The following is a 14,501-nucleotide window of genomic DNA, read 5'->3' on the forward strand; positions in this document are numbered from 1 at the left end:
CGGGCCAGAGTAGGCCGGATAAGCGAAGCGCATCCGGCACTAAAACTTAACGGAAGCTCACCTCTTCACCCGCCTGCAGCGTAGCAGCCTGTTCCAGCAGATCCCAGAACGTTTCGCCGCTGCGGTCGCAAATCCACGCGTCGCCTTTCAGGTCAAAATGGTAACCGCCCTGTTTAGTGGCCAACCATACCTGGTGCAGCGGTTCCTGACGGTTAATGATAATTTTGCTGCCATTTTCGAAGCTGATAGTCAGTACGCCACCGTTAATCTCACAATCGATATCGCTGTCGCCGTCCCAGTCGTCCAGACGCTCTTCAATGGTCATCCACAGGGTGTCGGCAAGGCGATGAAATTCACTGTCGTTCATTTTTTTATCCTGTTTTTCGTGATGGTCGCAGTATAACGCGGAATAAATCACGTTGCAGTTTTTAGCCAAACTCTTGCTTTTACGCCTTCTCCTGCGATGATAGAAAACAGAAAGCATGAACTTACAGGCAATCCATAATGAAAAACGTGTTTCAGGCACTCGCTGTACTTTTTACACTGTTCAGCCTGACGGGCTGTGGTCTGAAGGGACCTCTCTATTTCCCGCCAGCAGACAAAAACGCGCCGCCTCCGACGAAGAGCATTCAGTCGCCAGCACAATCTACGACGCCGGATAAAAACGATCGTGGAATCAGTGATGGACCTTCTCAGGTGAATTACTGACGGTAAGTTTCTGTACCCGCGTGAACGGAGTAAACAATGCAATTCTCTAAAATGCATGGCCTTGGCAACGATTTTATGGTCGTCGACGCGGTAACGCAGAATGTCTTTTTCTCACCCGAGCTGATCCGTCGTTTGTCTGACAGGCATCTGGGTGTTGGGTTCGATCAATTACTGGTCGTCGAGCCGCCTTACGATCCGGAGCTGGATTTCCATTACCGCATTTTCAATGCTGATGGCAGTGAAGTCTCGCAGTGTGGAAATGGCGCTCGTTGCTTTGCCCGTTTTGTGCGCCTGAAAGGGTTGACGAATAAGCGTGATATTCGTGTCAGTACCGCGAATGGCCGCATGGTATTAAGCGTAACGGACGATGAGCTGGTGCGGGTCAACATGGGAGAACCCAACTTTGAACCCTCGCAGGTCCCTTTTCGTGCCAATAAAGCAGAGAAGACCTATATTATGCGAGTGGCTGAGCAGACAGTATTGTGCGGCGTGGTTTCAATGGGGAATCCGCATTGCGTGATTCAGGTTGATGATGTTGATACGGCCACGGTGGAAACTCTGGGACCGGTTCTGGAAAGCCATGAACGCTTCCCTGAGCGCGCCAATATCGGCTTTATGCAAGTGGTCAAACGTGAGCATATCCGACTGCGTGTTTATGAGCGTGGCGCAGGTGAAACGCAGGCTTGTGGCAGCGGCGCGTGTGCGGCTGTCGCTGTCGGTATTCAGCAGGGCCTGCTGGCAGATGAAGTGAGGGTGGAATTACCGGGCGGTCGACTTGATATCGCCTGGAAAGGTCCGGGTCATCCGTTATATATGACTGGCCCGGCGGCACATGTCTACGACGGATTTATTCACTTATGAAGCAACCAGGGGAAGAACTACAGGAAACGCTCATGGAACTGGACGACCGGGCGGTCGTCGATTATCTGCAACGTAATCCTGAGTTTTTTATCCGTAATGCTCAAGCGGTTGAAGCGATGCGCGTCCCGCACCCGGTGCGGGGCACGGTCTCTTTAGTTGAATGGCATATGGCTCGGGCACGTAATCATATCAACGTGCTGGAAGAGAACATGGCGTTGTTGATGGAACAAGCGAATGCCAACGAAAGCCTGTTCTATCGACTATTAAATCTGCAAGGACGACTGGTGTCCGCGAACAGTCTCGATGACATGCTGATGCGACTTCATCGCTGGGCGCGTGAGTTAGGGCTAGCGGGAGCGACGGTTCGTCTGTTTCCGGATCGCTGGCGACTTGGTGCTCCCTCGAAATTTACCCATCTGGCATTAAGCCGTCAGGCTTTTGAACCGCTGCGCATTCAGCGTCTTGGTCAGTCACAGCACTACCTTGGACCACTCCACGGCCCGGAACTGTTAATCATGATGCCGGAAGCGAAAGCCATCGGCTCGGTGGCAATGTCGATGTTGGGGCAAGATGGCTCACTTGGTGTCATGTTGTTCAGTAGCCGTGATGCCAATCATTACCAGCAGGGGCAGGGCACGCAGTTATTGCAGGAAATTTCGCTGATGTTGCCGGAACTGCTGGAGCGTTGGATTGAACGCGTATGACCGATTCACCTCTTTCTCAGGATGTGACGCGCTTTTTACGTTATCTGGGCGTTGAGCGCCAGCTTAGCCCGATCACATTGCTAAATTATCAGCGTCAGCTTGATGCCATCATTGCGTTAGCCGGAGAAACCGGTCTGCAAAGCTGGCAGCAGTGTGATGCGCTCATGGTTCGTAGTTTTGCCGTACGTAGTCGCCGTAAAGGGCTGGGACCTGCCAGTCTGGCGTTGCGCCTGTCTGCACTGCGCAGTTTCTTCGACTGGATGGTTAATCAGGGCGAGCTGAACGCTAATCCGGCAAAAAGTGTTTCCGCGCCGAAAGCGCCGCGCCATTTACCTAAAAATATTGATGTTGATGATGTTAATCGCCTGCTGGATATCGATCTCAACGATCCCCTCGCAGTGCGCGACCGGGCAATGTTAGAAGTGATGTACGGCGCAGGGCTGCGTCTGTCTGAACTGGTTGGGCTGGATATTAAACATCTCGATCTTGATACTGGCGAAGTGTGGGTGATGGGCAAGGGCAGTAAAGAACGCCGTCTGCCGATTGGCCGCAATGCGGTGACGTGGATTGAGCACTGGTTGGATCTGCGCGGACTGTTTGGCAGCGATGAAGATGCGCTGTTCCTGTCAAAACTGGGCAAACGCATCTCTGCGCGGAACGTGCAGAAACGCTTTGCTGAATGGGGTATCAAGCAGGGGCTGAACAGCCACGTACATCCCCACAAATTGCGCCACTCTTTTGCGACACATATGCTGGAGTCGAGCGGCGATCTTCGCGGTGTGCAGGAGTTATTGGGACATGCCAACCTCTCAACGACCCAAATCTATACCCATCTTGATTTTCAACACCTGGCTTCAGTGTACGATGCGGCGCATCCACGCGCCAAACGGGGGAAATAATGCGTTTTTACCGGCCTTTGGGGCACATTTCTGCGCTCACCTTTGACCTTGATGACACCCTTTACGATAACCGTCCCGTTATCACACGCACCGAGCAGGAAGCGCTCGCTTTTGTCCAAAATTACCATCCCGCGCTGCGCGCGTTACAAAATAGCGATCTCCAGCGCTTACGCCAGGTTGTGCGCGACGCTGAGCCGGAAATCTACCACGATGTTACCCGTTGGCGTCATCGTGCCGTCGAGCGCGCTATGCTGGAAGCTGGGCTGTCGACAGCAGAGGCGCTGATGGGGGCGAACGCGGCGATGATGAATTTCGCCAAATGGCGTAGCCGTATTGACGTCCCGCAGACAACGCATGACACGTTAAAGGCCCTGGCTCGCAAATGGCCGCTGGTGGCGATCACCAACGGTAATGCGCAACCAGAGCTGTTTGGTCTGGGGGATTACTTTGAGTTTGTGCTGCGTGCGGGCCCGGATGGGCGATCAAAACCGTTCAGCGATATGTACTCGCTGGCCGCGGAAAAACTGAATCTGCCTGTGGGGGAAATCCTGCATGTTGGTGATGATCTGACGACAGACGTCGCCGGTGCCATTCGTTGCGGTATGCAGGCTTGCTGGATCAAACCGGAAAATACCGACCTGATGCAGACTGCAGATAGCCGTTTGCTGCCGCATATCGAAATTTCACAGTTGGCATCTCTGACCTCGCTGATATAATCACCAACAGAACTCTGTATATATACCCAGCTTTTTGGCGGATGGCGCTACGCTTATCCGCCCTACCTACTTTTACGTGGCGGTGCCAATGGACGTTTCTTACCTGCTCGACAGCCTTAATGACAAACAGCGTGAAGCGGTGGCCGCGCCACGCAGCAACATGCTGGTTCTGGCGGGCGCGGGGAGTGGTAAAACGCGTGTGCTGGTGCACCGTATCGCCTGGTTACTGACGGTTGAGAACAACTCGCCGTACTCCATTATGGCGGTGACGTTTACCAACAAAGCGGCGGCGGAAATGCGTCACCGTATTGGTCAGATCATGGGAACCAGCCAGGGCGGTATGTGGGTGGGGACGTTCCATGGCCTGGCACACCGTCTGCTGCGTGCGCACCATATGGATGCGAATCTGCCGCAGGATTTCCAGATCCTCGACAGCGAAGACCAGTTGCGTCTGCTCAAGCGCCTTATCAAAGCAATGAATCTGGATGAGAAGCAGTGGCCACCGCGTCAGGCGATGTGGTTCATCAACAGCCAGAAAGACGAAGGGCTGCGCCCGCACCATTTACAGAGCTATGGCAACCCAGTTGAGCAAACCTGGCAGAAAGTCTATCAGGCGTACCAGGAGGCGTGTGACCGCGCGGGGCTGGTGGATTTCGCCGAGCTGCTGCTGCGCGCCCATGAACTGTGGCTCAACAAGCCGCATATCCTGCAGCACTACCGCGAACGCTTTACCAATATCCTGGTGGACGAATTCCAGGATACCAACAACATTCAGTACGCGTGGATCCGTCTGCTGGCGGGCGATACCGGCAAAGTGATGATCGTGGGTGATGACGACCAGTCAATTTACGGCTGGCGCGGCGCGCAGGTGGAGAACATCCAACGCTTTCTCACGGATTTCCCCGGCGCAGAGACCATTCGTCTGGAGCAGAACTACCGTTCGACCAACAACATCCTCAGCGCGGCCAACGCGCTGATTGAAAACAACAACGGGCGTCTGGGTAAAAAGCTGTGGACTGATGGCGTCGACGGTGAACCGATTTCGCTTTACTGCGCGTTCAATGAACTCGACGAAGCGCGCTTTGTGGTCAACCGTATCAAGACCTGGCAGGACAACGGCGGTCAGCTTGCACAGTGCGCGATTCTCTACCGTAGCAACGCCCAGTCGCGTGTGCTGGAAGAGGCATTGTTACAAGCCAGCATGCCGTACCGTATTTACGGCGGTATGCGCTTCTTCGAACGCCAGGAAATCAAAGATGCGCTCTCTTACCTGCGTTTGATCGCTAACCGCAACGATGATGCCGCATTTGAACGTGTGGTTAATACACCGACGCGCGGTATTGGAGATCGTACACTGGATGTGGTGCGCCAGACCTCGCGTGACCGCCAGCTGACGCTGTGGCAGGCATGTCGTGAGTTGCTACAGGAAAAAGCCCTTGCCGGTCGTGCTGCCAGCGCGCTACAGCGTTTTATGGAGCTTATTGATGCCCTGGCGCAGGAAACGGCCGATATGCCACTGCATGTGCAAACAGACCGGGTGGTGAAAGACTCTGGCCTGCGCATGATGTACGAGCAGGAAAAGGGCGAGAAAGGCCAGACACGTATCGAAAACTTAGACGAACTGGTCACGGCAACGCGCCAGTTCAGCTACAACGAAGAAGACGAAGATTTAATGCCGCTGCAGGCGTTTCTCTCCCACGCCGCGCTGGAAGCGGGCGAAGGGCAGGCGGATACCTGGCAGGACGCGGTCCAACTGATGACCCTGCACTCGGCGAAAGGTCTGGAGTTCCCGCAGGTCTTTATTGTCGGGATGGAAGAAGGCATGTTCCCCAGCCAGATGTCGCTGGACGAAGGCGGTCGTCTGGAAGAAGAACGTCGTCTGGCCTATGTCGGCGTCACCCGTGCTATGCAGAAGCTGACACTAACCTATGCCGAAACGCGCCGTCTGTACGGCAAAGAGGTTTACCATCGCCCATCGCGCTTTATCGGCGAACTGCCGGAAGCGTGCGTGGAAGAGGTTCGCCTGCGTGCCACCGTCAGCCGCCCGGTCAGCCATCAACGGATGGGAACGCCAATGGCGGAGAACGATACTGGTTATAAGCTCGGCCAGCGCGTGCGCCACGCCAAGTTTGGTGAAGGCACCATCGTCAACCTCGAAGGCAGCGGCGAGCACAGTCGCCTGCAGGTGGCGTTCCAGGGGCAGGGCATTAAATGGTTGGTGGCGGCCTACGCCAGACTGGAAACGGTGTGATCGGTTCTGCTTTGCCGGATGGCGACGCTGTAGCGCCTTATCCGGCCTACAGACCGGGTACATTTTTATTTGTAGGCCGGATAAGGCGAAGCCGCCATCCGGCTATCTGTCGGTTAATATTCTGAAATCATAGATAAATAATTCCCCTCTGCTAACCTTTCTGTATAAGGGGAAATTATTACTTTTTCGCCATCCGTTGCGTGTTGACGTCAAAATTTTGCTGGCGTAACATGCGCGCACGATTACGCTAAGAGGACATTCGCCTTGGACACACCCAGTAGATACTGGCTCATTATCCTGTCATCCAGGATCAACTCCTAAGGCTATCCCTTTTTGCTGATAGCCTTCGCGGTTGTCAGCGACCTTCTGTTTTTTCCCGTCGCGCTGAGTCAGGCTGTTTAATGGTCTGAAACCCAATTTGTTTCTGTGTGCCCACCGAACTGTCCGATAATTTTTTGCATTGGGAGTCCCGGTCATGCTGAGCGCATTTCAACTGGAAAACAATCGTTTAACTCGCCTTGAGGCAGACGAGATCGAGCACCTGGCCAGTTCGGTTTGGGTCGATTTAGTCGAGCCGGATGACGAAGAACGAAACCGTGTGCAAAAGGACTTGGGCCAGAATCTGGCTACGCGCCCTGAACTGGAAGACATCGAAGCATCCGCACGTTTTTTTGAAGACGAAGACGGTCTGCACATCCACTCCTTCTTCTTTTATGAAGACGCCGACGATCACGCGGGCAACTCAACCGTCGCATTTACCATTCGCGAAGGTCGCCTGTTTACTCTGCGCGAGCGCGAACTGCCGGCTTTCCGCCTGTACCGCATGCGTGCGCGTAATCAGGCGATGGTGGATGGCAACGCCTACGAGCTGCTGCTCGATCTGTTCGAAACCAAAATTGAACAGCTGGCGGATGAAATAGAAAACATCTATAGCGATCTGGAAAAACTCAGCCGTGTGATCATGGAAGGGCGTCAGGGTGATGAGTACGACGAAGCGCTGTCCACGCTGGCGGAGCTGGAAGATATCGGCTGGAAGGTACGTCTGTGTCTGATGGATACCCAGCGCGCACTGAACTTCCTGGTGCGCAAAGCGCGTCTGCCGGGTAGTCAGCTGGAGCAGGCGCGTGAGATCCTGCGCGATATCGAGTCCCTGTTGCCGCACAACGAATCACTGTTCCAGAAAGTTAACTTCCTGATGCAGGCGGCGATGGGCTTTATCAACATCGAGCAGAACCGCATCATCAAGATCTTCTCGGTGGTTTCTGTCGTGTTCCTGCCGCCGACGCTGGTCGCTTCCAGCTATGGCATGAACTTTGAGTTTATGCCTGAGCTGCACTGGAGCTTCGGTTATCCTGGCGCGATTGTCTTTATGATGCTCGCAGGTCTGGCGCCGTATCTGTACTTTAAGCGCAAGAACTGGCTGTAATGATATGCCGGATGGCGCTTCGCTTATCCGGCCTACAAAAGTGATTCTCCGTAGGCCGGATAAGGCATAGCCGCCATCCGGTATTTCTTCAGCTCCGACGTACCCGTCTTTGCGTATAAATTGCATCCATCACGAAAATTGCCAGCGCCACCCAGATAAAGGCGAAAGTGACCATTTTATCCGCTCCCGGCACTTCACCGTAGAACGTTACCGCCAGCAGGAACATCAGCGTTGGCCCGATATACTGGAAAAAGCCCAGCGTGGACAGACGTAAACGGGTTGCCGCACCGGTAAAGCACAGCAGTGGGATAGTGGTCACGACACCCGCAGCAATCAGTAGCAGATTCAGTGACATGGGGTTCTGACCCATATGGCTGGTCGGGCTGTCTGCGATACCAAACAGATAGATGGCCGCAATGGGCAAGAGCCACAGAGTTTCGATCAGCATGCCGGTTTGTGCTTCGACAGCGATTTTCTTGCGTACCAGACCATAAAAAGCAAAGCTGAACGCCAGTCCCAAGGCGATTATTGGCAGCGATCCAAAGGTCCACAGCTGTACCAGTACGCCGCAGGCGGCTAACAGTACTGCCAGCCACTGCATACGGCGGAAGCGTTCTCCGAGGAAAATCATCCCCAACACGATATTTACCAGTGGGTTAATAAAGTAACCGAGGCTGGCTTCCAGCATATGGTGGTTATTGACCGCCCAGATAAAGAGCAGCCAGTTTCCGCCGATTAGGACCGCCGAGAGCGCCAGCAGAAAAATCTTCTTTGGCGTTTGCAGCAGCGTTTTGACACCTGACCATTGGCGACTAACGCTCATCAGCGCCACCATAAAGAAAAATGACCAGATGACGCGGTGCGTCAGGATCTCATCCGCTGGGACGTAGTAAATCAGTTTGAAGTAGGCGGGAGCGATACCCCAAATAAAATAGGCAGCAAGAGCGAGTAACACGCCCTGCCGCGTTTGTTTAGCATCCATTGGGAGAACTCATTGCAGAAAAGTAACCGTAGTTTACCTTTTTTCAGGCGCTTACCCCACCATATAAGTGGCAGTTGCACTGGCGATATAAAGCTGTTCTTCGTTGTGCAGTTCCACCCTCGCGACTGCCACTTTATTGCCTGCTCGCAGCAGACTGCTGGTGGCCGTAAAGCGATTTCCTCTGCCTGGTCGCAGGTAATCAACGCGCAGATCGATGGTGCCCATTCGTGACATGCGCTGGCGTAGCTCGTCCTCGCTGATGGTTTCGTGGCGGGTTAGCGTACTGCCAACGCACACCAGCCCGGCGGCAACGTCCAGCGCTGAGGCGATCACCCCGCCGTGCAGGATGCTTTGTGCCCAGTTACCCACCATCATCGGTTGGTTTTTAAACGCTAATTGCGCAAATTCTTTTTCATAACGTTCCAGTTCCAGCCCCAATGCCCGATTAAACGGCATATGATAGACAAACATTTCACCCACTAATTTAAGGGCTTGCTCAGCAGTAAGAACAGCAGACATACGATCCCGATACCTTATTGGTTAATGAAATGTTGATATTATGCTTATTATTTGTTGTTTTCTACTTTAGGACGGGATAACTAACGAGGAACTAGCTAAGTATGTAGAATACTTGGCAGATAATTATACAATTCATCAATATTTTGGTTCAGGAGAACACTACCGATGCGGGCGATTCTGGGTTGGTTACTACCAGCAGTCATGCTGCCGTTGACCGCGTATGCGCAGGAAGCGACAGTGAAAGAGATTCATGATGCACCAGCAGTGAGAGGCAGTATTATCGCCAATATGCTGCAAGAACACGATAATCCTTTCACGCTGTACCCCTATGACACCAACTATCTCATCTACACCAATACCAGCGACATGAACAAAGAGGCGATCAGCAGCTATAACTGGTCGGATAATGCGCGCAAAGATGAGGTTAAGTTTCAGCTAAGCCTGGCATTTCCGCTTTGGCGCGGGATTTTGGGTCCGAATTCAGTGCTCGGTGGTTCATATACTCAGAAATCCTGGTGGCAGCTTTCTAATAGTGAAGAGTCTTCTCCGTTTCGTGAAACTAACTACGAGCCGCAGCTGTTTCTGGGTTTCGCCACGGATTATCGCTTTGCTGGCTGGACGCTACGTGATGTCGAAATGGGCTATAACCATGATTCAAATGGGCGATCCGATCCCACCTCGCGCAGCTGGAACCGTCTGTACACTCGTCTGATGGCTGAAAATGGCAACTGGCTGGTGGAGGTTAAACCGTGGTACGTCATCGGTAGCACCGACGATAACCCCGACATCACCAAATACATGGGCTACTACCAGCTTAAAATGGGTTATCACCTCGGTGATGCCGTCATCAGCGTGAAAGGCCAGTACAACTGGAATACCGGTTACGGTGGTGCTGAAATCGGTGCGAGTTACCCAATCACTAAGCATGTTCGCTTTTACACCCAGGTCTATAGCGGCTACGGCGAATCGCTGATCGACTACAATTTCAATCAGACGCGTGTGGGTGTGGGTGTGATGCTTAACGATATCTTCTGATAGGTTTGATAGCATTTTAATCATTGCAGTTTCTCTCTCAGGCGCTGAAAATAGCGCCTGTTTTTCTTTAAGGCTAATGGGGTTAATGTGGCGCAGGCGGAAGTGTTGAATCTGGAAATGGGCGCTAAACAGGTTTTGCAGGAAACCTTTGGCTACCAACAGTTTCGCCCTGGTCAGGAAGAAATCATCGATACTGTGCTCTCTGGTCGCGACTGCCTGGTCGTCATGCCGACCGGTGGTGGTAAATCCCTGTGCTATCAAATCCCCGCATTATTGCTGAACGGACTCACCGTTGTTGTCTCGCCGCTTATTTCCCTGATGAAAGATCAGGTCGACCAATTATTAGCAAACGGTGTGGCGGCGGCGTGTCTGAACTCTACCCAAAGTCGTGAACAGCAGCTTGAGGTCATGGCTGGCTGTCGCAGCGGGCAAATTCGGTTGCTGTACATTGCGCCCGAACGTTTGATGCTGGATAACTTCCTCGAACATCTGGCGCACTGGAATCCGGTATTGCTGGCCGTTGATGAAGCACACTGCATCTCACAATGGGGGCACGATTTCCGCCCTGAATACGCCGCGTTGGGTCAATTGCGTCAGCGTTTCCCGACGCTGCCGTTCGTGGCGCTGACCGCGACTGCTGATGACACCACTCGCCTGGATATTGTGCGCTTGCTAGGGTTGAACGATCCGCTCATTCAGATCAGCAGTTTTGACCGACCGAACATCCGCTACATGTTGATGGAGAAGTTTAAGCCGCTCGATCAACTGATGCGCTATGTACAAGAACAGCGCGGCAAGTCCGGCATTATTTACTGTAACAGCCGCGCGAAGGTCGAAGACACCGCAGCGCGTCTGCAAAGTCGTGGCATCAGCGCGGGTGCCTATCATGCTGGACTGGAAAACAGTGTACGTGCCGAGGTGCAGGAAAAATTCCAACGCGATGACCTGCAAATCGTGGTGGCGACCGTAGCGTTCGGGATGGGAATCAACAAACCTAACGTACGCTTTGTGGTGCATTTTGATATCCCGCGTAACATCGAATCCTATTACCAGGAAACCGGTCGTGCCGGGCGCGATGGCCTGCCTGCGGAAGCGATGCTGTTTTACGATCCCGCTGATATGGCATGGTTACGGCGTTGCCTGGAAGAGAAACCAGCCGGGCAGTTACTGGATATTGAACGGCATAAACTCAATGCGATGGGAGCGTTTGCCGAGGCGCAAACCTGTCGTCGTCTGGTATTGCTGAATTATTTTGGTGAAGGACGTCAGGAGCCGTGCGGCAACTGCGATATTTGTCTCGATCCGCCAAAACAGTACGATGGTTTAATGGATGCGCGTAAGGCGCTGTCGACAATCTACCGCGTCAACCAACGCTTTGGTATGGGGTATGTCGTGGAAGTCTTACGCGGAGCCAATAACCAACGTATTCGCGAGCTGGCTCATGACAAGCTGCCGGTCTATGGCATTGGTCGTGAACAGAGCCATGAACATTGGGTGAGTGTGATCCGCCAATTGATTCACCTTGGTCTGGTGACGCAGAATATTGCCCATCACTCTGCGTTACAGTTAACCGAAGCCGCACGACCGGTTCTGCGTGGCGAAATCTCGTTACAGCTTGCCGTGCCGCGTATCGTGGCGCTGAAACCGCGTGCGATGCAGAAATCCTTCGGCGGCAACTACGACCGCAAGCTCTTCGCCAAATTGCGTAAGCTGCGTAAAGCGATTGCCGATGAAGAAAATATCCCGCCGTACGTGGTTTTCAATGATGCGACGCTGATAGAAATGGCCGAGCAGATGCCGGTTTCTCCGAGCGAAATGTTAAGCGTCAACGGCGTGGGCATGCGTAAACTTGAGCGTTTCGGCAAAGAGTTTATGGCGCTTATTCGTGCGCACGTTGATGGCGACGACGAAGAGTAGTCAGCCGGGCAAAAAAGTGCCAGGATGGTGACTCACTGAACTATTCCCCCGCGAGTCATTTTTATGTTAACGCTATTTTTCACCGTTGCGTTGGTGCATATCGTTGCACTGATGAGTCCCGGTCCCGATTTTTTCTTTGTCTCTCAAACGGCTGTGAGCCGTTCGCGTAAAGAAGCGATGATGGGTGTGCTGGGTATTACCTGTGGCGTCATGGTATGGGCTGGCGTGGCACTGCTCGGTTTACACCTGATTATCGAAAAAATGGCCTGGCTGCATACCATTATTATGGTCGGCGGGGGGCTGTATCTGTGTTGGATGGGCTACCAGATGCTGCGCGGCGCGTTTAAAAAACAGGACGTTGCTGCTCCCACTCCGCAAGTTGAGCTGGCGCAGAGCGGACGCAGCTTTTTAAAAGGTCTGCTCACCAACCTGGCGAACCCTAAAGCCATTATCTACTTTGGCTCCGTGTTCTCATTGTTCGTTGGCGATAACGTAGGAACGGGCGCGCGCTGGGGGATCTTTGCCCTGATCATCGTGGAAACGCTGGCGTGGTTTACCGTGGTCGCCAGCCTGTTTGCACTGCCGAAAATGCGTCGTGGTTATCAGCGTCTGGCGAAGTGGATCGATGGTTTTGCCGGTGCGCTGTTCGCAGGCTTCGGTATTCACCTGATTATTTCGCGTTAATTTACCTGCAGGCCGGATAAGCGGTAGCGTCATCCGGCACTGATCTCAGGCATGCCGTGCTGACGCCAGCAGGGCACCTATCAGCATAAACAGTGAACCAAACACTTTGTTCAGCGCCTTCATTTGCTTTGGCCCCTTAATCCAGCCTGCAATGCGGGTGGCCAGCGTCGCGTAACCGATCATCACAATGATATCGACAACAATGGTGGTGATACCAAGCACCACATACTGCATGACCTGAGGTTCTTGCGGCATGATGAACTGTGGGAACAGGGCGGCAAGAAAAACAATGCTTTTAGGGTTGGTCAGGTTAACGAAAACCGCCCTTTTGAACAGGCGGCTGCGTGTTTGCGTGTTCGCCATGGTGTTCAGAACGATAGCGCCCGCTGCCCGCCATTGCTGAATACCCAACCAAATCAAATAGGCCGCTCCCGCCCACTTCAGTACTTCAAACGCGATGACTGAACGTGAGAACAGTGTCCCCAGCCCAACACCAACCAGTACGATATGAATGCCAAGCCCGGTCTGCAAACCGGCAATAGAGGCGCTGGCGCCACGATAGCCGTGGCTGATGGCGGTTGTCATGGTATTGATTGCGCCAGAGCCCGGAGACAAGCTCAAAATAATAGAGGTCAGCAGGTAGGCGAACCACCATTCAAAGGTCATGAGAAACTCCCGGATTGTCTATTTTTATGCCACAATACGCTACTGCCGTTGCGTTGTATCAGGCGCGGCGAAAAAAACGATTTTACTTGGTCAGCGAGGCTGGATACCCGATGTTTCAGCAGCAAAAAGACTGGGAAACAAGAGAAAACGCGTTTGCCGCTTTTTCCATGGGTCCACTGACAGATTTCTGGCAGCAACGGGAGGAAGCGGAGTTTACGGGTGTAGATGATGTTCCCGTACATTTTGTTCGCTTTCGTGCCGAAAAAAACGATCGCGTCATCGTTGTCTGTCCCGGGCGCATTGAAAGCTATGTGAAATACGCTGAGCTGGCGTATGACCTGTTTCATTCTGGTTTTGACGTACTCATTATCGATCACCGTGGTCAGGGGCGTTCCGGGCGGATGTTATCGGACCCGCATCGTGGTCATGTCGATAACTTTAATGACTACGTCGATGATTTAGCCGCCTTCTGGCAGCAGGAAGTACAGCCTGGCCCGTGGCGAAAACGCTATATACTGGCGCATTCCATGGGCGGCGCTATTGCCACCTTGTTCCTGCAGCGCCATCCCAATCAATGTGATGCCATTGCGCTTTGTGCGCCCATGTTTGGTATCGTGATGCGTTTTCCCGACTGGATGGTGCGCCACATTCTTGACTGGGCCGAAGGGCATCCACGCATCCGTGAAGGCTATGCGATGGGGACCGGCCGCTGGCGGGCGCTGCCATTCGGTATGAATGCGCTCACCCATAGTCGACAGCGCTATCGGCGTAACCTACGCTTCTACGCAGATGATCCACGGTTACGTGTGGGTGGCCCTACCTATCACTGGGTGCGTGAAGGCATTCAGGCGGGCGAACAGGTTCTGGCCGGAGCGGGTGATGACGCAACGCCAGCGCTGCTTATTCAGGCCGAAGAAGAGCGTGTGGTGGATAACCGCATGCACGATCGTTTTTGTGAACTCCGCGCTGCAGCAGGCCATCCGGTAGAAGGAGGTCAGCCGCTTGTCATAAAAGGCGCGTACCATGAGATCCTTTTCGAAAAGGACGCAATGCGCTCAGTCGCGCTTAACGCCATTGTTGATTTTTTCAACAGGCATAACTCATCCAGCGGAACTCGCTTTTCCTAGAGGTTT

16 protein-coding genes are annotated in these 14,501 nt (G+C 53.3%); 12 read left to right on the forward strand and 4 right to left on the reverse strand.

Annotated features, from left to right (window positions below; genetic code table 11):
* Nucleotides 1-46: 46 nt before the first annotated feature.
* The gene (gene cyaY, locus NNO08_RS13390; protein ID WP_271456898.1) at nucleotides 47-367 is read right to left on the reverse strand and encodes an iron donor protein CyaY; all 321 of its coding nucleotides are present in this window, start codon (nucleotides 365-367) and stop codon (nucleotides 47-49) included.
* A gap of 137 nt (nucleotides 368-504) precedes the next feature.
* On the opposite strand from cyaY, the gene lptM reads away from it, so the two are divergent.
* From lptM to corA, 8 genes are all read left to right on the forward strand, one after another.
* Nucleotides 505-708: an LPS translocon maturation chaperone LptM gene (lptM, locus tag NNO08_RS13395; protein ID WP_005133315.1), complete on the forward strand. Its 204-nt coding sequence runs from the start codon at nucleotides 505-507 to the stop codon at nucleotides 706-708.
* A 36-nt stretch (nucleotides 709-744) separates the two neighbouring features.
* Nucleotides 745-1,569 carry a diaminopimelate epimerase gene (gene dapF, locus NNO08_RS13400; protein ID WP_040230073.1) on the forward strand — a complete coding sequence of 275 codons (825 nt, stop codon included), beginning with the start codon at nucleotides 745-747 and terminating at the stop codon, nucleotides 1,567-1,569.
* Nucleotides 1,566-2,273: a DUF484 domain-containing protein gene (locus NNO08_RS13405; protein ID WP_271441009.1), complete on the forward strand. Its 708-nt coding sequence runs from the start codon at nucleotides 1,566-1,568 to the stop codon at nucleotides 2,271-2,273. Before dapF ends, NNO08_RS13405 begins: the two co-directional genes overlap by 4 nt.
* Complete coding sequence (gene xerC, locus NNO08_RS13410; RefSeq protein WP_271441010.1) at nucleotides 2,270-3,172, forward strand: tyrosine recombinase XerC; 903 nt, start codon at nucleotides 2,270-2,272, stop codon at nucleotides 3,170-3,172. Before NNO08_RS13405 ends, xerC begins: the two co-directional genes overlap by 4 nt.
* Entirely contained in the window at nucleotides 3,172-3,888 is a 717-nt protein-coding gene (gene yigB / locus NNO08_RS13415) for a 5-amino-6-(5-phospho-D-ribitylamino)uracil phosphatase YigB (protein ID WP_271456899.1), read from the forward strand. Before xerC ends, yigB begins: the two co-directional genes overlap by 1 nt.
* Nucleotides 3,889-3,976: 88 nt before the next feature.
* Nucleotides 3,977-6,139 (forward strand): DNA helicase II, encoded by a 2,163-nt coding sequence (gene uvrD, locus NNO08_RS13420; protein WP_271456900.1) that lies wholly within the window; start codon nucleotides 3,977-3,979, stop codon nucleotides 6,137-6,139.
* 264 nt (nucleotides 6,140-6,403) lie between these two features.
* Nucleotides 6,404-6,460 carry a YsgD/CorL family protein gene (gene ysgD / locus NNO08_RS13425; protein ID WP_212723238.1) on the forward strand — a complete coding sequence of 19 codons (57 nt, stop codon included), beginning with the start codon at nucleotides 6,404-6,406 and terminating at the stop codon, nucleotides 6,458-6,460.
* 154 nt (nucleotides 6,461-6,614) lie between these two features.
* Entirely contained in the window at nucleotides 6,615-7,565 is a 951-nt protein-coding gene (gene corA / locus NNO08_RS13430) for a magnesium/cobalt transporter CorA (RefSeq protein WP_003017920.1), read from the forward strand.
* 88 nt (nucleotides 7,566-7,653) lie between these two features.
* Here corA and rarD read toward each other — a convergent pair whose 3' ends face one another.
* Complete coding sequence (gene rarD, locus NNO08_RS13435) at nucleotides 7,654-8,547, reverse strand: EamA family transporter RarD (protein ID WP_271456901.1); 894 nt, start codon at nucleotides 8,545-8,547, stop codon at nucleotides 7,654-7,656.
* Between the two features lie 51 nt (nucleotides 8,548-8,598).
* Nucleotides 8,599-9,066, reverse strand: a complete 468-nt coding sequence (gene yigI, locus NNO08_RS13440; RefSeq protein ID WP_271441014.1) for an acyl-CoA thioesterase YigI — start codon at nucleotides 9,064-9,066, stop codon at nucleotides 8,599-8,601.
* Between the two features lie 165 nt (nucleotides 9,067-9,231).
* Between yigI and pldA the strand changes: the two genes are divergently transcribed.
* From pldA to rhtC, 3 genes are all read left to right on the forward strand, one after another.
* On the forward strand, nucleotides 9,232-10,101 hold the full coding sequence (pldA, locus tag NNO08_RS13445) for a phospholipase A (RefSeq protein ID WP_137383162.1): 870 nt from the start codon (nucleotides 9,232-9,234) through the stop codon (nucleotides 10,099-10,101).
* An 87-nt stretch (nucleotides 10,102-10,188) separates the two neighbouring features.
* Nucleotides 10,189-12,018, forward strand: coding sequence for an ATP-dependent DNA helicase RecQ (gene recQ / locus NNO08_RS13450; RefSeq protein ID WP_271441016.1), 1,830 nt, complete (start codon nucleotides 10,189-10,191; stop codon nucleotides 12,016-12,018).
* A gap of 63 nt (nucleotides 12,019-12,081) precedes the next feature.
* Nucleotides 12,082-12,702 (forward strand): threonine export protein RhtC, encoded by a 621-nt coding sequence (gene rhtC / locus NNO08_RS13455; RefSeq protein WP_003828942.1) that lies wholly within the window; start codon nucleotides 12,082-12,084, stop codon nucleotides 12,700-12,702.
* Between the two features lie 45 nt (nucleotides 12,703-12,747).
* On the opposite strand, the gene rhtB is transcribed toward rhtC, so the two are convergent.
* A complete protein-coding gene (rhtB, locus tag NNO08_RS13460; protein ID WP_271456902.1) occupies nucleotides 12,748-13,368 on the reverse strand; it encodes a homoserine/homoserine lactone efflux protein in 621 nt (206 codons plus the stop codon).
* Between the two features lie 110 nt (nucleotides 13,369-13,478).
* On the opposite strand from rhtB, the gene pldB reads away from it, so the two are divergent.
* The gene (gene pldB, locus NNO08_RS13465; protein ID WP_271441020.1) at nucleotides 13,479-14,495 is read left to right on the forward strand and encodes a lysophospholipase L2; all 1,017 of its coding nucleotides are present in this window, start codon (nucleotides 13,479-13,481) and stop codon (nucleotides 14,493-14,495) included.
* Nucleotides 14,496-14,501 lie beyond the last annotated feature (6 nt).

The organism is Citrobacter sp. Igbk 17 (assembly GCF_028069775.1).
GTDB lineage: Bacteria > Pseudomonadota > Gammaproteobacteria > Enterobacterales > Enterobacteriaceae > Citrobacter.